Genomic DNA, 15,979 nt, shown 5'->3' with positions numbered 1-15,979 from the left:
CTACTCCCCCGGCGCGGACGCGAGCCTGGGCTCGGGGAGGTCTGCGGACTCAGGGGCGACCTCCGCCTCGCCACGGATCGTCATCCAGATGTTGTAGGAACCGACGATAGCGCCCATCAGGAACAGAAGACCGCCAAAGGCGCGCGCGATGTAGTAGGGATGCATGGCGACCATGGACTCCACGAAGGAGTAGGTCAGCGTTCCGTTCTCGTTGTAGGTCCGCCACATCAGGCCTTGGATGATGCCCGAATTCCACATCGCGAAGACATAGATAACCGTTCCGATAATGGCCAACCAGAAATGGACTTCGACCAGCCGCGCTGAATACATACGCTCGCGCTTCCAGAGCCACGGAACAATACAGTAGATCGAGCCGAACGTTATCAGCGCGACCCACCCAAGCGCGCCGGCGTGTACATGTCCGACGGTCCAGTCAGTGTAGTGGGATAGCGAGTTGACCGGGCGAATGGCCAGGAACGACCCCTCGAACGTGGTCAGTCCGTAAAAGACCGCCGCGGCCATCATGAAGCGCAGGGTCGCATCGTCGCGGACCTTGTGCCAGGCGCCGTTGAGCGTGGCGAGTGCGTTTCCGGCCGAAGCCCAGGAAGGTACCAGCAGGATCAGCGAGAAGGTCATGCCCAGCGTCTGAACCCATTGTGGCAACGCCGTGTAAAGCAGGTGGTGGGAACCCGCCCACATGTACATGAAGGTGATGCCCCAGAAACTGATGATGGAAAGCCTGTAGGAATAGATAGGCCGCCCGGCCCTCTTTGGCAGGTAGTAATACATCATGCCGAGAAAGCCGGCTGTAAGGAAGAACGCGACGGCGTTGTGGCCGTACCACCATTGAACCATCGCATCCTGGACACCTGAAAAAACGGAATAGCTCTTGGCGTGTCCGAACGATACCGGGACGGCAAGATTGTTCACGATGTGGAGGATCGCAACAACCAGGATGAAGGCCATATAGTACCAATTGGCGACATAGATGTGCGGTTCCTTTCGCCGCGCCAGCGTGCGGATGTAGATGGCAAAATACGTTACCCAGACGACGACCAGCCAGATATCAGCATACCATTCAGGCTCGGCGTATTCCTTCGATTGTGTCACGCCCATGAAGTAGCCGGTCGCCGCGACCACGCAGAACAGATTGTAGCCGATGAGCACGAACCATGGGCTGAACTGGTCCGGCAGCCGCGCCCGGGACGTGCGCTGGAGAACGTGGAAGGAGGTGGCGATCAGCGCGTTGCCGCCAAACCCGAAGATGACGGCGCTGGTATGGGCGGGGCGCAGGCGGCCGAAGCTCGCCCACGCTGCATCGAAGGTCAGGTCCGGCCACGCGAGCAGGCTTGCGACCCAGACGCCGAGGAACATCCCGACCACCGCCCAGGCCATGGTGAGCACAATGCCGACCTTGCTGGGGTCGTCATAGTAATGCTCCAGCCGTTCTGGAGACGGCTCCGGTGCGTAATACGCGCCGAGCACCACAAAAATGAGACCACAGCAAATTGCCAAAACGATGAAGCCATGCACGCCGATTGGGTCTGCGCGCCCGGCGGCAGCCATGGCCAGCCCTAGGAGGGCGACAAGCGAGAGAACAACGATCGCAAGCTGGCGTTCGCCTGTTGTGAGCTGTGCAACCATATCAAGTGTCCCCCACTTGGTTGAACACAATACGCCTACGCGCATTTATATGATCCCCTTGTTACCGCATTGTCCAGAATAGTTTCGGCTGCCCGGCACCACTGGATCGCCCGCCCGTCAAGCTGCCGCTGCCTCATCCGCTTTCATTTGTAGGCGGACCGCACTGCCAACTGATTAGAGCCCAGGACGGCGCGTAATTGAGCGCTCTTCCTTGCCGAGGAGTTACGCGCTATGTTGAGAACCCAAAACTGACACTAAGGTCGCTCGATTAACGAGCGCTGGCAAAGCGGCGTGAGAACACCCTCGGTCGTTGCAGTCCAACGCCTCGATGTGGTCGCAGGTTTGACGGCCGCAGCCGTCGTCCTGCCTAAGGCGATGGCCTACGCGACGGTTGCGGGCCTGCCGGTAAGTATCGGGCTTTACACGGCGTTCGTGCCGATGATCGTCTACGCGCTGCTAGGCACATCGCGTGTCCTGAGTGTAAGCTCTACGACCACCCTTGCGATCCTCGCCGGGACACAGCTCGGGCTCGCAGTTCCGGACGGTGACCCGGGCAGGCTGATCACCGCGACTGCGACGCTCACCGCGCTGACCGGAGCCCTGCTGATCGGGGCCTCCGTGCTTCGCCTCGGGTTCATCGCCAATTTCATCTCGTCTCCCGTTCTAACCGGCTTCAAGGCCGGCATCGGCCTTGTGATCGTACTTGATCAAGTGCCGAAGCTGCTTGGCGTGCACATTGCGAAGGAAGGCTTCCTGCGCGACATTTTGAGTGTGGCGCACCATTTGCCCGACATGTCGGTGCTCACTCTGATCATCGCCATCGCGGCAATACTCGCGCTGTTGGCGATGGAGCGGTTCTGGCCCCATTCGCCGGCTCCCCTCGTAGTGGTGAGCGCCGGGATCGTGCTTTCGTGGTTCCTTGGCTTGGATTCCTTGGGCGTTGGCACCGTGGGGTTCATTCCACAGTCGCTTCCGTCGGTCACCTTGCCCAGTCTCAGCCTTGTCCAGCAACTCTTGCCCGGCGCTCTCGGCATCGCATTGATGAGCTTCACCGAAACGATCGCCGCCGGCCGAGCCTTTGCCGACCCCGCCGAGCCACCCATCAAGCCCGACCGCGAGCTTCTTGCAACTGGCGCCGCCAACCTGGCAGGCGCTTTGTTCGGCGCCATGCCGGCGGGGGGTGGTACCTCCCAGACCGCCGTGGTCCGCGCGGTCGGCGGACACACGCAGATGGCGTCGCTCGTCACGGCCGCCGCCGCAGCGGCCACCATGCTGCTGCTTGCCCCTCTGCTCAGCCTGTTGCCCCAGGCTGTGCTGGCGGCAATCGTGATCGTCTACTCGATTGGACTAATTCAGCCGGCCGAGTTCATCTCCATCCGCAAGGTCCGGCGAATGGAGTTTCGATGGGCGCTGGCGGCCTTCCTTGGCGTGCTTGCCTTCGGCACGCTCCAGGGAATCGTCGTGGCGATTGTCCTGTCGCTGGCGGGCTTGGCCAGTCAGGCGGCGAACCCAAACGTTTACGTTATCGGCCGCAAACGGGGAGCCGACGTACTCCGGCCGTTGTCGTCCGAGCACCCGGACGACGAGACATTCGAGGGCCTGTTGATCCTTCGGCCTGAGGGACGGCTCTTCTTCGCCAATGCTCAACGGGTCGCGGATCGGATCCAGACCCTGGTCGCCGAGCATAAGCCGCGTGTCCTCGCGCTCGACATGAGCCGGGTTTTCGACATCGAGTATTCAGCCCTCCAGATGTTGATGGAGGGTGAACGCCGCATGACCGAGCAAGGCGTGACGTGTTGGCTGGTAGGGCTGAACCCCAGCGTACTTGAATACATCCGGGCCTCAGGCTTCGCCAATCGGCTGGGACCCGAGCGCTTATTTTCCAATGTTCGGGCGGCCATTCAGCATTATACGACGCGTTTCAACCAAGACTAATTAGGCACCCATTGGCGCTTGTGTCAGACATGTCGGTCGCGGTGCCGAGTTACTTCCAGAAGGGGCGGATCTCATCCAGGTTTTCCCACAAGGTTTTTGCGCCAGCCCAGCCGAATTCGGCACGCGCCTGGCTCGCCCCGATCACCCATCCGATGGCGCGTTGCGCGGTCGGATCGCCGGCGCCGTGCGCTTCCGCCCCCGTCAACATGGCTCTGACCATCGCCGCGTCGTTCAGGTCGCCGAAGACCGCCTGAAGTTTCTTCAATTGCTTCAGGAACTGTTCAACACGTTTCGCCGGGTACAAGGGAGAGAAGAACTCAACCGCATAGCGCAGCGTCTTCAGCTGTTTCCGCAGGTCGTGGCGTTGCTCAACCGTCAAGGTCTCAAGTCCGTGCGCGCGCTTGCTAACCTTTTTCCAGCGCTTGCTGAGTGCCTTGCCGGCCAACTCGACGACCGGCGCTGCAAGCCGCTCGGTCTGGCCAAAATCCTGAGGAACGAGCCAGCCTCGCGCCTCCACGAACCGCGCCAAGTCGATCAGGAACGCCTGCACGCGCGCCTCGGGGAGAAGCTTGCGAAGGTGATCACACTGCCGCCCCGCCTGCCGCGAGAGAGCATCGGCCAGGGGCGGCAAACCCGGTTCATCCACGTGGGCCTCGGCCTCCCGTCGCACGATGTCGTTCGCCACCACGTCGATATCCCTGAGACGCCCGACCTCCTGACCAAGCCAGCGGGCTTCCATGTTGAGCCGCGTCATTTCCGGGCTCTTCAGAACGGAACCGCAGGCAGAGAACGCGCTTCGCAATCGGCGCAGGCCGATCCGCAACTGGTGCGGCCCTTCGGGATCGTCCAGCTTCCGGATGACCACGACATTCGTGGCGATCTGCTCGAGGCACTCGCGAAGGACGTCGCGTGCCGCCTGCTCGGCGATCTGAGCCCGATCGAGCGCAACGTCCTCGGCATTGCGGGGCGCGAGCGGCGGGTCGATCCATCCCTGTTCCGCGAGGAGATAGCCGCGCGCCGCCTTGGAAAGGCAGGAGAACCTCAGGCCCCCGTCAGGAAACAGAAGATGCGCGATGTCGAACAGTCCGCCCAGGTTGCCCTCGATGAGTTCGATCTCGAGTTCACGCAACTCGGCCGAGCGCTCCCCCGCGTGGATTTCGCCGATGTCTATTGCCAGTTCCGCACGCGTGCCGTCCTCAAGGGACAGCTCGCTGACGGAACGCCTGATCACGGTCTCGCAGACGGGCTCAAGCGGCGCGCCGTTCACGCGGCGAATGACCTCCTCCCGGACCGCTGCGTCGGGAATCGCTTCGAGACATAGCCGTCCGCCCGGAGCCGGATTCTCCACCTCGCCAACCTGCGACAGGCCGCCATGCAGCTCTGGCTTGGTCTTGACGGTCTGTATCCAACGTCGCCCGTCGCGCCGGAGTCTGAGCGCGACTCCTGACTTCTTCAGCGCATGACCAGGGGTGTCGAGATAGATGCTTCTGAGCGTCCTGGTTTTCGGGCGGCCAGTAGCCAGCTTAAGCGCCTTCACGCGCGCGCTCAGTTGGGTCGACGTCAGTTCGTCGAGGAGAAATTTTAACTCGATCTCGCTCATGGCTGATTGTTGTCAGGCCTTTTACAAATCTGTAGACTTAGTTTACGCTAATAAAGTTGCTATGCCAGCTAAGGATTCAACCCGGTGGGCTTGCGCCTTTCCGTGCCTACAAGTCTTTACGGTTATCAAATGGGCTGGGTGCGAAGCGATGTTTCCGCCGGGCTTGCAGTTGCCGCGGTTGGGCTTCCCAGTGCCATCGCCTACCCCGCGATAGCGGGCCTGCCGCCAGAGACCGGCATCTACGCGAGTATCGCGCCGCTGGTGGCCTACGCGATCTTTGGCCCCTCGCGTCAGCTCATAGTCGGCCCGGACGCGGCTACGATGACGGTGCTCGCGGCGGTTTTAGTTGCCGTTACAGCGAGCGTGCCAGTCGGGCTCGAAGTGGACCGAACAGCGGTCGCAGCAGTCCTTGCGCTAGGCGTTGGGCTGTTTTGCCTGGCGGCGTGGGTGCTTCGGCTCGGCGTTCTTGCGACCTTCCTCTCGCGCCCCATTCTGACTGGGTTCTTCATCGGTATCTCGTTTTCGATCCTGATCGGGCAAATCGGTCGCTTCACCGGAGTCAAGATCGAGGCGGAAGGCCTGCTCGGACCGGTCCTCGAACTTCTGCGCAAGGCCGGATCGATACATTGGCAGTCTCTCCTGCTGGCCATGGGGATGTTCGGTTTGTTGCAGATCGTACGGATCATGCGTTTTCCGGTTCCCGGGCCAGTGCTGGTTGTGGTCCTCGCCGTAGTGCTTTCAGCCGTCTTCGACTTTGAAGGACGCGGCATTGCGGTTGTCGGCGATATTCCGACAGGGTTGCCCTCGTTGTCGTTGCCAGCGATTGCTGGCCTTCCGATCCAGACGCTGGTCCTCGGCGCTGCGGCGATCTTCGTCGTGAGCTACGGCGCCGGCATCATTACGGCCCGCAGCTTTGGGGCAATAGGCGGCTACCCGGTCGATCCAAATCGCGAACTCATCGGATTTGGCGCTGCGAACATAGCCGCGAGCCTTTTCGGCGCCTTCCCGGTTACGGCCTCCGACTCGCGCACGGCGGTTAACTTGTCCGTTGGCGGGCGCTCGCAAGTTTCGAGCATCGTGGCTGCCGTGACCCTGATCGCGACACTGCTGTTTCTCGGGCAGACCCTAAGGATTATCCCGATCCCTGCGCTCGGGGCGATTCTTGCGGCTACTGCAATCAGCCTGATCGATCTCGCGGCCCTTAGGCAGATTTGGCGCATCAGCCGCATGGAGTTCGTCTTCGCGCTCATCGCGATGTGGGGTCCGATCGGTCTGGGCGTGCTCAACGGGGTCGTCATCGCGATCGGTGCGACGCTCGTCTATGTTCTGTGCAAGCTGATGTTTCCCCGCGACGCCATGCTCGGCCGTGTTCCAGGCCATGACGGCTTCTACAAACTGCATCGAACGCCCGAGGCCCGTCAGGTGCCCGGCCTTGCCGTTTGCCTTGTCCAGGGCAGCCTGCTGTTCTTCAACACCGATTACGTCGCATCGCGGCTGCGGTCCATTGCCGAGGAATTGCCGATCGACACCCGCTGGCTGCTGATCGATGCAAGTGCAATTTCCCAGATCGACAGCTCGGCAGCGGCAATGCTGGAGGAGCTATTTGACGAATTGCGCAATCGCGGGATCAGGTTTGGCCTGGCGGACCTTCATGCCGAAGCGCGGGACATCCTTGTTCGGGCCGGCGTAATCGAGCACATTGGCTCCGACATGGTTTTCGACATTCTCGAAGACGCGTATCATGCGTTCGAGGCCCGCGCATGACGTTTCAAGGAATTTGCACCGTGTGAGTTGTGTTGAAGGGAGGAACCCATGGGTAAGAAGAAGAACAAGTCGGCGGTCGTATCTGAGCATGTGGAGGAAAAATCGGAAGGGAAAAATTATGCGAAAGAACTCGCCCGGTTGCATGTTGAGCTTGCTCACCTTCAGGCTTGGGTGAAGAAGACTGGCGCCCGCATCGCGATCGTTTTCGAGGGCCGTGACGCCGCCGGGAAAGGCGGAGTGATCAAGCGCCTGACCGAGCGGGTCAGCCCGCGGGTGTTTCGGGTCGTCGCGCTGCCGGCGCCGACCGATCGGGAGAAGACCCAACTCTATATGCAGCGCTACTTCGCGCACTTTCCTGCGGCAGGCGAGGTCGTCATATTCGACCGCTCCTGGTACAACCGTCCCGGCGTCGAACGCGTCATGGGTTTCTGCAGCGACAAGCAGGCGCGACGCTTTCTCGAACAGGTACCGACTCTTGAGGCCGCCATTGTAGAAGGCGGCGTAACGTTGCTCAAATACTTCCTCGATGTGAGCGAGGAAGAGCAGGAACGGCGTTTCCGGCAGCGTGCCGACGACCCCCTTCGGCAGTGGAAACTGAGCCCGATGGATATTGAGTCATACAATCGTTGGTGGGAGTACACCCACGCCTACAACGAAATGATCCGTGCAACAGACACAAGGCATGCGCCCTGGTGGATCGTGCCGTCGAATGACAAGAAGGGCGCGCGCATCAACTGCATCTCGCACATTCTGAGCTCAATCCCCTATGAGCACGTCGAGTTCGAAAAACCGAACTTCAGCAAACGCCAAAAGCGACCCGACGACTTCGTGGACGATGCAACTCCGCGCAACGTGGTTCCGGGCGTGTTCTGACCAGCCACTTCAGAAACCACCACTAGTTTTTATTTGCGTTCCGGCGCCCAATTGAGGAACAGGCCGATGTCACCGGGAACTCCACCCGGGAAGTTAATAACCATGGCTTTGAGCTTGTAACCTTGCGGCTTCCCAATGTCCAAGTAGCGCTGGTAGAATTGCTTGGCTTTACCCTGGAGGGTTTCGGTCCATTGCGGATCAGAGCTGTTGATGGCTCGGCCGCTGTCGGTACACAGGTCCGAAGGGAAACTGTATACTAGTGCTTCGTACTTGCCATTCTTGACAGCGTTCATCACCAGGCGGCGGACCATTGCGATTTCATCGTCATTCACTTGGTCCTTCAGGAAACTGTTTGTAAACTTAGTGAGTTCCTCATTCTCTCTCGCTCGCAGTTTTTCCTGCTTGTCTACCTCTGCCATCTGCTCCTTCAGAAGAGCCAGTCGCAGTTGCTCAGCACTTGGCGGGGCTGCACTTGTGTCTACGTCTTTGGCCATTTGCTCCTCCATCCGAGCCGTTTGAGAATTGAACACCAAAGCAGTCGCCGGTCTCGTTCGTTGGGCTCAATTCATGTCACCCAACCGCAAGACGCAAATCAGCATGGGTAGTCGACTAAGGCAGGCTGCCAGCCGCGCGTTCAAGGGGATCGGCCGCCGCGGCAAGAAGTCTTGTCTTCGCAATCAGCTACCGTTCCATAGTGGCATCTGGGGACATCAAGGTCAATTCGCGACAGGCGGCAGACTGTGCCGCGACAGCGATGCCGCTACGACCGGTCGCTTGATCGTCGACGCGGTGCGCTACGCCATCGAGGTGCAGACCGCCATGCTCGAACGCAATGCAGGTGTTACGATCGAGCGCCCTATTGAGTTTCGCATCGGAATCCACACAAGAGACGTCGTTGAGGAAAGCGACGGCGACCTCGTGGGTGACGGCGTCAACATCGCGGCGCGCCTGGAGGGCGTCGTTACCGCAGTTCGAACGCTACCTGCAAGCACAGACCGTTCCTAACAAGGCCACCGCCAAGCTGATATGCGACTTACTTCCGGATCGATGAAGCTGAACTGTACCGGGATCCCGGCGTCCCCGAGCCCAGGGGGCGTGGCCTGCCGCCAATTTCCGAGAGCCTGTTCCCTCAGATGATGCGCCCTCCCAGTCCATCGATCGCGGGAGGCACCTATTTCACCTATATTTCGATTCCGCACCGCCCCGGCCTGTTGATGCGATCGGTGACCTTCGTGCGGCGCGAAGCCGAACCGGTCACCTATCAGAAGGGTCACCGGATGGTCGGACGGCGGGCATCGGCATGGGCACAGGCGCGCGGCAACCACCATCGGGAGGCGACCTCGCGTCTGAACTGGATTTGTCTCAGCGGCATCAACCGCCGCCAGACTGGCGAGCCGTCGCTGATCTCCGTGCAATAGGCCCCCATCTCCGAACCGACGCTGACGGGCAAGGCCATGCTTCTGACCGAGGCTTGGCCGGCATTCGTGTCCGTCATCATGCGGCACGACATATCCAACATCCGCCCGAGGCACGCCATCAGCATGGCACATGTCGTCAGGCTCGACGATCCGAGCGTCGACCAGCTGGTGGTCAGCCTCACGCGGGACGGGCTAAGCCCTCCCGGCCACGCTGTTTACGCTAAATAAGAATAAAAATGCACCAAAAGAGCGCATACCAACGATTGTCAAACTCTGCATCTGAACAAAATCGATATTTTACACTTAACCGTCAGGAAAGATAAGTCGCAAGACCGCCTTTTGCGCGCTTCATTACTACAATTTTAACAAACCGTTAACTCTTTCGACCTTACCTTTCTTGTCGTGAATCCCCGTTTTTGGGTCTTTCAACGGGTCCCATGAGGGTCAAGAAGGGATGAAAATGGCCAAGAAAGCGACCCCCGCTCCGAAGCTGACGATTGCCGCCGGCACGCAGACTGTCTTCTTTTCGCAGGCCGGGTATATCGGCCAGAACATGATGCCTGCGGCGACCAATCATGGCCCGTCGGCATGCCCCACCGCCGCGCTCGGACATTCGGCGATCGACCGCCTGCTTGGTCTCGTTCGCCTCACCGACCATATCGACACCGCAATCTGCCCGCCTCCGGTGGGTCGGTCAATTAATTAGTCGGCTTAGTATGCCAGTGACGCGTTCCCTGAGTTCCACCAGATGACAGGAGAAGCACGTGCCAAACCAATCTTTACGTCAGTCGGAGATCGATAGTCTTCAATACATCTCGTCGATGACCAATGAGCTCGTGCAGATGGCTGAAGCAAGCCGCTTTCCCATGATCTCCTATCTGCTGGGCATGGCCTATGCCGAAGCCTTCGACGTCCTTCGCGGCGCACGGCCGGCCAGGCATCCGCAGCTCAGCGGCAACCCGCGGCACCCGAAGGCGCAGCCAAAGGACAATCGCGCTCACGCAAGGAGAGCGTAGCCGCATGCAAGCGCCAGCCGCATGCGCGGCGGCAGGTTCGATCCTCCGGCCAGACCGTTGGGAGACACTGTGCGCGTTGCAAGGCCTGCTGCCGCTGCTGAAAAGATCCGCCGCAGATCTCGGCAGCGCCGACATGGTCTACTGGTTCGAACAGGCCGATACCGAGGTCGCCAACATCATCAAGGGTAGGCCGTCCGATGCGGCCGCCATTGCGGCCTTGATTGCATTTGCAGGCCGGCCTCATCTGAATATCAACAGACCTTAGTTGCGCAGGCTGAACACGAACGGTGCCGTGCGGCTTTGGCGTGCGCCGAGTTCCGGCGGCGGTGCCGGCACGGTGGCGCCTTGCAGCACGGCGAGCGCAGCACGGTCCAGATCGGCATCCCCGGAGGAACGGGTGAGCCTGGCAGACAGGACCCGGCCCGACGAGTCGACCGTAAAGGCGACATACGGCTTGCCTTCCACGCCTCGGGCCTTGGCTGAACTGGGATAGCGCGTGTGCCGCTTGATCCAGGCCCCCAGGCGGGAGTCCCATTTGCTGGAATCGCCGGACCGCGATGCCGATTCCGCCGACTTCGGCGCGGCCGTCCTGGCGGCCGGCCTCGCATCGGCGCTGGCGATGCTCGCCGTGTTCGGCGGCGCCGCCGTCTCCTTCCTCGGCCGCGGTTTTGGTCTGTCGACAGGCGTTTTCGCCTTGGCCTCGACCGGTTTCTTGTCCTTGTGGGCCTCGACCGGCTTGGGTTGTGGCAATGGAATAGTCACGTCGGGTGCGACGGCCTCGGCAATATCGGGGGCGACCTCATCCGGCGGCGGCTGGTCGACCTGTTCAGCCACCTCGGTCCGGGTGGGTTCGATCTCGTCGGGCGGGACGACTTGCGGCCGGTCGACAACCGGCTGCGCCTTCTCGGACGCGGGCGTCGGTTCGGTCTGATCGGGTGTCACCGCGTCCAGCGCGGCCACCTGTTCCTCGACCGCCGGCATCACCACCATCGGCGCCATCTCGATCACTTGGGCCGGTGGCGGGCCGCCATCGGCTTCCTCGACCATGCTGAAGGTCTGCACGGCATAGGCGACCGCGACATGGGCTCCAAGCACCAGCGCGGCCGCACCCGCCCACAAGCCAAGGTCGCGGCGGCTGAAGCGCGACAACTCGACCAAGGGCAAGGCGGCCGCTTGCGTCATGGCACTGCTGCTCTCGTGGTGGCGGGCGCCGGGGCATCGGCCGCGGGACCCGTTTCCAGGCCGACCAGCGCGATCTTCAGATAGCCCGCCCGGCGCAGCAGGTTCATCGCCTCCATCAGGTCGCCATAGGCCACCGCCTTGTCGGCGCGCAGGAAGATGCGCGTTTGCTTGTCGCCCTTCGTCCTGCTGTCCAACGTGGCGGCGAAAGCCGGGCGCGGGACACGGTCGTTGCCGATCGCCAGCGTCAGATCGTCCTTCAGCGTCAGGAACAACGGTGTTTCCGGCCGCGGCGCGGGCGTAGCGGTCGAGCCCGGAAGATCGACATTGACATCCACCGTCGCCAGCGGTGCGGCGACCATGAAGATGATCAACAGCACCAGGATGACATCGATGAACGGGGTGACGTTGATCTCGTGGCTTTCCTCGAGATCGTCCATGGTCTGTCGGATTCTCCTTGCCATGGCCTTGCTCCGCTAGTCCGCCACCATCATTCCGCGGCCATCGCCGTTGCCGGCGCGACACTGCGGAAGTCGAGGTCACGGCTGACCAGCCGTTCGACACCCGCCGAGGCGTCGGCGAGGATCTGCCGGTAGCCGGCTATCGAGCGCGCAAAGACGTTGTAGATGACGACAGCCGGTATGGCAGCGACAAGACCCATCGCCGTGGCCAGCAGCGCTTCGGCGATGCCAGGCGCGACCACAGCGAGATTGGTGGTCTGCGCCTGCGAGATGCCGATAAAGGCGTTCATGATGCCCCAGACGGTACCGAACAACCCGACGAATGGCGCGGTCGAGCCGATCGTCGCCAGCAGGCCGGTGCCGCGCGACATGCGCCGTGACGCCGCCGCCTCGATGCGCGACAGGCGCGAGGTGACCCGCTCCTTCAGTCCGTCTCCCGAGACATGATCGAGCGCTCCGGCCGAGAGTGCGACCTCCTCTTCCGCCACCCGCGCCAGAAGCGCGCCGGGGCCGCTGCTGCCGTCGAGCGCACGGCTGGCCTGCTTCAAGGTGGCGGCATCGCTGATCGCCCGTACGGCATGACGGATGCGCAGCTTGCCGGCGAAAATCTCCAGCGATTTCGCCAGCCATACCGTCCAGGTGACGAGGGAGGCGAAGGCCAGCCCGATCATCACCGCCTTGACGATGATATCGGCCGCCATGAACATGCCCCATGGCGACAGATCGTGCGGCAAGGTCAGTTCCATTGCTGTCGAAGGCCCTCCAGATCGAGCGAAACCGGAGCGAGCAGCGTCCGCTCGCCGACAGCAAAGCGCACCGCGTCGATGTGGAAGGCCGTCTGGGCATCAATTCCAGCCACGGTCATGGCTCTTCTCCAGTACGGCCGCCGCAATTCCAGATACTGGTTGTCGGCAGGCCGATGCCAGGTTGATTATAAAACATGATATTGCTAGTCAACATTGAAGGTGAGTGTAACGATCAATAATTGGTCGCGACCGTCAATATCGGCGCGAAATTCGGATCCGCGCCGCCGGCATCTGGTGTCGTCGCGTTGTTGCAAAGTGCTATGGTGCCGGTCCAAAAACCGGGAGCCAAAGATGATCAAGGCGACGCCCTTCGACTTCCCTTATGACGGCAGGCTGGCCGCCGAAAACACCGCGCTTGTCGTCATCGACCTGCAGCAGGATTTCCTGTCGACGACGGGCTATTTTGCCAGGCAGGGATATGACCCCTCGCCGCTGAGGGCGATCCTGCCGACCGTGGGCCGGCTGATCGCCGCCGCCCGCAAGGCCGGTGTCAGGATCATCCACACGAGGCAGGGTTATCGGGCTGACATGGCCGACATGACGCCTTACGAGAAATGGCGCCGCAAGCGCGCCGGTCTCGAAGGCACCGAGATCCTGCTTCGTTCAGGCCCGGGATTTCAGATCGTTCCAGAGATCGACGTCGCGCCGCAGGACATTATCGTAGACAAGACCTGCAACAGCGCCTTCACCTATACGGATTTCGAGCTTGTGCTGCGCGCGCAAGGCATCACACATCTGATGTTTACCGGCTGCACGACGGATGTCTGCGTCCACACCACGTTGCGCGAGGCCTGCGACCGCAACTTTCAGTGCCTGACGATTTCCGATGCCTGTGCCAGCGGCGATCAAAAGGCCCATGAGGCCGCGCTTCATATGGTGACGGTCGAGGACGGCGTCTTCGGCGCGCTGGCGGAGTCTGCCGCCGTCATCGAAGGCCTGTCGCGGCTGAGTGGCGCGACAGGTTGATTCCAAGGGCGCCTGCTCAGCCCGCTGCACGCACCACTTGCGGCACGCGCGGCGCATATGCCCCGGGCTGCGGCACCTCCGCCTCACGACGCGCCAGCGAATTGCGCAGCAGGGCGATCGTTTCACGGCCGGCCGTTGCGATCTCGCGCGGCGTGTCGACGCCGACAGTCATGAATTCATCGATCCCGAGAGCTGCATAGGCCAGCAGCGACAGGGCCGCCTGGGCCGGCGGCCCGGCAACATCGACTGCCTTGTAGCCGGCGGCGGAAGCGCCCCGGTGAATCCTGACCGGAAGCGCAAAGCGAAGCTTGCCGGCTCGGCCATGTTCGGCTGCGGCGCCGCGCACGCGCTCCATCAGTTGCCGGACCTCGTCGATCGAGCCTGGCGCCAGTTCGAAGACATCGGCATGCCGACCGGTCACCTTGAGCGCCGTTCCGGACTGCCCGCCCATGCGGATGACGAGATCGGCGCCGTGCGGACCCTTGCGCGGCACATAACCGCCTTTGATGCTGTAGAACGCGCCTTCATGGTCGAACGGCCGGTCGTTCGACCACAGCCGCTTCAACAGCACCAGATATTCGTCAATGCGCTGCCAGATGACCGTGTGCCCGACCGGCCGCGTTTCGGCATCGTCGTCGTTCAGCGGTTCGCTGATCATCCTGAGCGCCAGCCGTCCGCCGCTCTTCCTGTCGATCGACGCCAGCTGGCGCGCCGCCACCGTCGGTTCGACCACGCCCGCCCAGTGGGTGAGCACGACTTCCAGCGACGACGTCCGGTCCAGCACCTGGGCTGCAAGATCCATATTGGTCAACAGCCCGGCCGAATCGTCGACGACGATCTTTCTGAAGCCGCCATCCTCGATCAGCCCGAGCTTGGTCGCGGTCTCGGCAAAGTCGTAGAAAAAGGGAACAGCGGCGTCGGCGGTCTTGCTGGGGACATGCGTGAACTCGATCGGCATTGCCATCTCCTCCATCTCTGGAATCACTGATGCTGTGAAATTCGAACCCCAGCCGCGCGAGAGCGCACCGAGGATCCGGTTCATTCAACTCCGATTGCCTGAAAGCGTTGGCGGCTAGTCCCGGTCGATCTGACGACTCAGGGAATGAGGCCCAGAACAACTGCCCCGGTGAACACGAACGCAAGGGCAAAGACGATATAGGCGAAAGCACCGGCATAGGCCGGACGAAAGGCCTGGGCGTTGACCAGCCGCTGGCTGCTGCGATCCGTCTGGGCGTTCTGGATATAGGACATATCGACCTCCGTCTTGCCGGTTAATCTATAAAACTTGTAGACTTTGTCGATTGCTATTTTTCGAACATGGGTAGAATAATTTTCTGACATCTGATCAGGAATTGGTACCGAGTTGCTGGGATGGCGTGCTTTGGCCACAGCTCGACCGTCACGCCGTGCATTGCTCTCGCCCTGAATGGAGCCTGTGGCCTTGTCCTCGCTGCACCCAAATCATGCATTGGCCGCCCGGAGCGCGCGCGATAGCATCGCCCCGATCGGCAAACACGAAATCGTCTGACAGGGGAGCAGGAAAATGGGCGCGAGACTGGCCGGCAAGGTCGCTATCATTTCGGGCGGCGCGACGGGGATGGGCGGAGCGGCTTCGGAGCTGTTCGCCGCGGAAGGTGCCAAGGTGGCGATCATCGACCGCAATGGCGAAGCAGCCGCCGCAACCGCGGCGGCGATCCGCGCGCGGGGACACATAGCCGAACACTGGGTCGCCGACGTGTCCGATGAAACTCAGGTCGAGGCGGCGGTGGAGGGCGCGACCGAAAAACTCGGCCCGATCACCGTCCTGTTCAACCATGCCGGCACCATCGTCATAAAGCCGTTTCTGGAGACGACGGTGCAGGAGTGGGACTGGCTGCATGCCGTCAACGTGCGCTCGATGTTCCTGATGACGCGCGCCGTGCTGCCCGGCATGATATCGGCCGGTGGCGGCTCGATCGTCTGCACCTCGTCGATCTCGGCGGTGGCGGCGACGCCGATGGAGGTGCTCTACGACACCACCAAGGGCGCCTGCCACATGTTCGCGCGCGCCATCGCCGTCGAGTTCCGCGACCGCAACATCCGCTGCAACGCGGTCTGCCCCGGCTTCATCCGCACGCCGCACGGCCTGCGCGAGGTTGCCGATCTCGGTCGGCTCGGCATCGATGTCTCAGACGCCGCACTGGCGGCGCAGCAGGGCCGTATCGGCGAGCCGGAAGAGGTGGCCAGGGCCGCGCTTTACCTGGCCAGCGACGAATCCAGCTTCGTCAACGGCACGCATCTGTTCGTCGACAACGGCTTTACCGCCATGTGACCAGCT

Annotated in this window: 19 protein-coding genes and 1 pseudogene; 11 read left to right on the top strand and 9 right to left on the bottom strand. The window is 61.8% G+C overall.

Annotation, left to right across the window (positions count from 1 at the left end):
* Positions 1–1,644, bottom strand: coding sequence for a cytochrome-c oxidase, cbb3-type subunit I (ccoN, locus tag CGZ66_RS11515; RefSeq protein WP_206073697.1), 1,644 nt, complete (start codon positions 1,642–1,644; stop codon positions 1–3).
* A 291-nt stretch (positions 1,645–1,935) separates the two neighbouring features.
* Between ccoN and CGZ66_RS11510 the strand changes: the two genes are divergently transcribed.
* The gene (locus CGZ66_RS11510; protein WP_245331064.1) at positions 1,936–3,579 is read left to right on the top strand and encodes a SulP family inorganic anion transporter; all 1,644 of its coding nucleotides are present in this window, start codon (positions 1,936–1,938) and stop codon (positions 3,577–3,579) included.
* A gap of 49 nt (positions 3,580–3,628) precedes the next feature.
* Here the strand turns inward: CGZ66_RS11510 and CGZ66_RS11505 are convergent, their stop codons facing one another.
* A complete protein-coding gene (locus tag CGZ66_RS11505) occupies positions 3,629–5,179 on the bottom strand; it encodes a CYTH and CHAD domain-containing protein (protein WP_095084118.1) in 1,551 nt (516 codons plus the stop codon).
* Positions 5,180–5,308: 129 nt separating this feature from the next.
* Between CGZ66_RS11505 and CGZ66_RS11500 the strand changes: the two genes are divergently transcribed.
* On the top strand, positions 5,309–6,943 hold the full coding sequence (locus CGZ66_RS11500; RefSeq protein ID WP_095084117.1) for a SulP family inorganic anion transporter: 1,635 nt from the start codon (positions 5,309–5,311) through the stop codon (positions 6,941–6,943).
* A gap of 48 nt (positions 6,944–6,991) precedes the next feature.
* A complete protein-coding gene (gene ppk2 / locus CGZ66_RS11495; RefSeq protein WP_095084116.1) occupies positions 6,992–7,816 on the top strand; it encodes a polyphosphate kinase 2 in 825 nt (274 codons plus the stop codon).
* A gap of 29 nt (positions 7,817–7,845) precedes the next feature.
* On the opposite strand, the gene CGZ66_RS11490 is transcribed toward ppk2, so the two are convergent.
* A complete protein-coding gene (locus CGZ66_RS11490; protein WP_425352276.1) occupies positions 7,846–8,310 on the bottom strand; it encodes a histidine kinase in 465 nt (154 codons plus the stop codon).
* A gap of 277 nt (positions 8,311–8,587) precedes the next feature.
* On the opposite strand from CGZ66_RS11490, the pseudogene CGZ66_RS11485 reads away from it, so the two are divergent.
* The 6 genes and pseudogenes from CGZ66_RS11485 to CGZ66_RS11465 form a co-directional block, all read left to right on the top strand.
* Positions 8,588–8,776, top strand: a pseudogene (locus CGZ66_RS11485) (adenylate/guanylate cyclase domain-containing protein); the annotation flags it as partial.
* A gap of 173 nt (positions 8,777–8,949) precedes the next feature.
* Positions 8,950–9,234, top strand: coding sequence for a hypothetical protein (locus CGZ66_RS41735; protein ID WP_245331063.1), 285 nt, complete (start codon positions 8,950–8,952; stop codon positions 9,232–9,234).
* A 36-nt stretch (positions 9,235–9,270) separates the two neighbouring features.
* On the top strand, positions 9,271–9,462 hold the full coding sequence (locus CGZ66_RS41730) for a hypothetical protein (protein WP_245331062.1): 192 nt from the start codon (positions 9,271–9,273) through the stop codon (positions 9,460–9,462).
* Positions 9,463–9,694: 232 nt separating this feature from the next.
* Entirely contained in the window at positions 9,695–9,940 is a 246-nt protein-coding gene (locus CGZ66_RS11475; RefSeq protein WP_095084409.1) for a hypothetical protein, read from the top strand.
* 58 nt (positions 9,941–9,998) lie between these two features.
* Positions 9,999–10,250 (top strand): hypothetical protein, encoded by a 252-nt coding sequence (locus CGZ66_RS11470; protein WP_095084114.1) that lies wholly within the window; start codon positions 9,999–10,001, stop codon positions 10,248–10,250.
* Positions 10,251–10,326: 76 nt separating this feature from the next.
* Complete coding sequence (locus CGZ66_RS11465; RefSeq protein ID WP_167392053.1) at positions 10,327–10,515, top strand: hypothetical protein; 189 nt, start codon at positions 10,327–10,329, stop codon at positions 10,513–10,515.
* Here the strand turns inward: CGZ66_RS11465 and CGZ66_RS11460 are convergent.
* From CGZ66_RS11460 to CGZ66_RS41335, 4 genes are read right to left on the bottom strand one after another with little or no spacing between them, the layout of a single operon-like run.
* The gene (locus CGZ66_RS11460) at positions 10,512–11,432 is read right to left on the bottom strand and encodes a TonB family protein (RefSeq protein ID WP_095084112.1); all 921 of its coding nucleotides are present in this window, start codon (positions 11,430–11,432) and stop codon (positions 10,512–10,514) included. The two genes, CGZ66_RS11465 and CGZ66_RS11460, sit on opposite strands and share 4 nt — an antisense overlap.
* The gene (exbD, locus tag CGZ66_RS11455; RefSeq protein WP_095084111.1) at positions 11,429–11,893 is read right to left on the bottom strand and encodes a TonB system transport protein ExbD; all 465 of its coding nucleotides are present in this window, start codon (positions 11,891–11,893) and stop codon (positions 11,429–11,431) included. The genes CGZ66_RS11460 and exbD overlap by 4 nt, the downstream gene beginning before the upstream one ends.
* Positions 11,894–11,919: 26 nt before the next feature.
* Positions 11,920–12,636 (bottom strand): tonB-system energizer ExbB, encoded by a 717-nt coding sequence (gene exbB, locus CGZ66_RS11450; RefSeq protein ID WP_095084110.1) that lies wholly within the window; start codon positions 12,634–12,636, stop codon positions 11,920–11,922.
* A complete protein-coding gene (locus CGZ66_RS41335; RefSeq protein ID WP_280952795.1) occupies positions 12,627–12,755 on the bottom strand; it encodes a hypothetical protein in 129 nt (42 codons plus the stop codon). Before CGZ66_RS41335 ends, exbB begins: the two co-directional genes overlap by 10 nt.
* 232 nt (positions 12,756–12,987) lie before the next feature.
* On the opposite strand from CGZ66_RS41335, the gene CGZ66_RS11440 reads away from it, so the two are divergent.
* Positions 12,988–13,662, top strand: coding sequence for a cysteine hydrolase family protein (locus CGZ66_RS11440; RefSeq protein WP_095084109.1), 675 nt, complete (start codon positions 12,988–12,990; stop codon positions 13,660–13,662).
* Positions 13,663–13,678: 16 nt separating this feature from the next.
* Here the strand turns inward: CGZ66_RS11440 and CGZ66_RS11435 are convergent, their stop codons facing one another.
* Positions 13,679–14,620: an LLM class flavin-dependent oxidoreductase gene (locus tag CGZ66_RS11435; RefSeq protein WP_095084408.1), complete on the bottom strand. Its 942-nt coding sequence runs from the start codon at positions 14,618–14,620 to the stop codon at positions 13,679–13,681.
* A 137-nt stretch (positions 14,621–14,757) separates the two neighbouring features.
* Positions 14,758–14,913 carry a hypothetical protein gene (locus CGZ66_RS11430; RefSeq protein ID WP_095084108.1) on the bottom strand — a complete coding sequence of 52 codons (156 nt, stop codon included), beginning with the start codon at positions 14,911–14,913 and terminating at the stop codon, positions 14,758–14,760.
* A 292-nt stretch (positions 14,914–15,205) separates the two neighbouring features.
* On the opposite strand from CGZ66_RS11430, the gene CGZ66_RS11425 reads away from it, so the two are divergent.
* Complete coding sequence (locus CGZ66_RS11425) at positions 15,206–15,973, top strand: SDR family NAD(P)-dependent oxidoreductase (RefSeq protein ID WP_095084107.1); 768 nt, start codon at positions 15,206–15,208, stop codon at positions 15,971–15,973.
* Positions 15,974–15,979 lie beyond the last annotated feature (6 nt).

Source organism: Mesorhizobium sophorae (assembly GCF_002270415.1).
GTDB lineage: Bacteria > Pseudomonadota > Alphaproteobacteria > Rhizobiales > Rhizobiaceae > Mesorhizobium > Mesorhizobium sophorae.
Note: the sequence above shows the minus strand (reverse complement) of the source record. Positions and strands in the feature narration are given on the sequence as shown.

What these genes read in the sequence shown, in the direction of transcription:
- ccoN (WP_206073697.1), bottom strand. Translation starts at nt 1,644, where the DNA reads ATGGTTGCACAGCTCACAACAGGCGAACGCCAGCTTGCGATCGTTGTT.
- CGZ66_RS11505 (WP_095084118.1), bottom strand. Translation starts at nt 5,179, where the DNA reads ATGAGCGAGATCGAGTTAAAATTTCTCCTCGACGAACTGACGTCGACC.
- CGZ66_RS11500 (WP_095084117.1), top strand. Translation starts at nt 5,309, where the DNA reads ATGGGCTGGGTGCGAAGCGATGTTTCCGCCGGGCTTGCAGTTGCCGCG.
- ppk2 (WP_095084116.1), top strand. Translation starts at nt 6,992, where the DNA reads ATGGGTAAGAAGAAGAACAAGTCGGCGGTCGTATCTGAGCATGTGGAG.
- CGZ66_RS11490 (WP_425352276.1), bottom strand. Translation starts at nt 8,310, where the DNA reads ATGGCCAAAGACGTAGACACAAGTGCAGCCCCGCCAAGTGCTGAGCAA.
- CGZ66_RS41735 (WP_245331063.1), top strand. Translation starts at nt 8,950, where the DNA reads ATGATGCGCCCTCCCAGTCCATCGATCGCGGGAGGCACCTATTTCACC.
- CGZ66_RS41730 (WP_245331062.1), top strand. Translation starts at nt 9,271, where the DNA reads ATGCTTCTGACCGAGGCTTGGCCGGCATTCGTGTCCGTCATCATGCGG.
- CGZ66_RS11475 (WP_095084409.1), top strand. Translation starts at nt 9,695, where the DNA reads ATGGCCAAGAAAGCGACCCCCGCTCCGAAGCTGACGATTGCCGCCGGC.
- CGZ66_RS11460 (WP_095084112.1), bottom strand. Translation starts at nt 11,432, where the DNA reads ATGACGCAAGCGGCCGCCTTGCCCTTGGTCGAGTTGTCGCGCTTCAGC.
- exbD (WP_095084111.1), bottom strand. Translation starts at nt 11,893, where the DNA reads ATGGCAAGGAGAATCCGACAGACCATGGACGATCTCGAGGAAAGCCAC.
- exbB (WP_095084110.1), bottom strand. Translation starts at nt 12,636, where the DNA reads ATGGAACTGACCTTGCCGCACGATCTGTCGCCATGGGGCATGTTCATG.
- CGZ66_RS41335 (WP_280952795.1), bottom strand. Translation starts at nt 12,755, where the DNA reads ATGACCGTGGCTGGAATTGATGCCCAGACGGCCTTCCACATCGACGCG.
- CGZ66_RS11440 (WP_095084109.1), top strand. Translation starts at nt 12,988, where the DNA reads ATGATCAAGGCGACGCCCTTCGACTTCCCTTATGACGGCAGGCTGGCC.
- CGZ66_RS11435 (WP_095084408.1), bottom strand. Translation starts at nt 14,620, where the DNA reads ATGCCGATCGAGTTCACGCATGTCCCCAGCAAGACCGCCGACGCCGCT.
- CGZ66_RS11430 (WP_095084108.1), bottom strand. Translation starts at nt 14,913, where the DNA reads ATGTCCTATATCCAGAACGCCCAGACGGATCGCAGCAGCCAGCGGCTG.
- CGZ66_RS11425 (WP_095084107.1), top strand. Translation starts at nt 15,206, where the DNA reads ATGGGCGCGAGACTGGCCGGCAAGGTCGCTATCATTTCGGGCGGCGCG.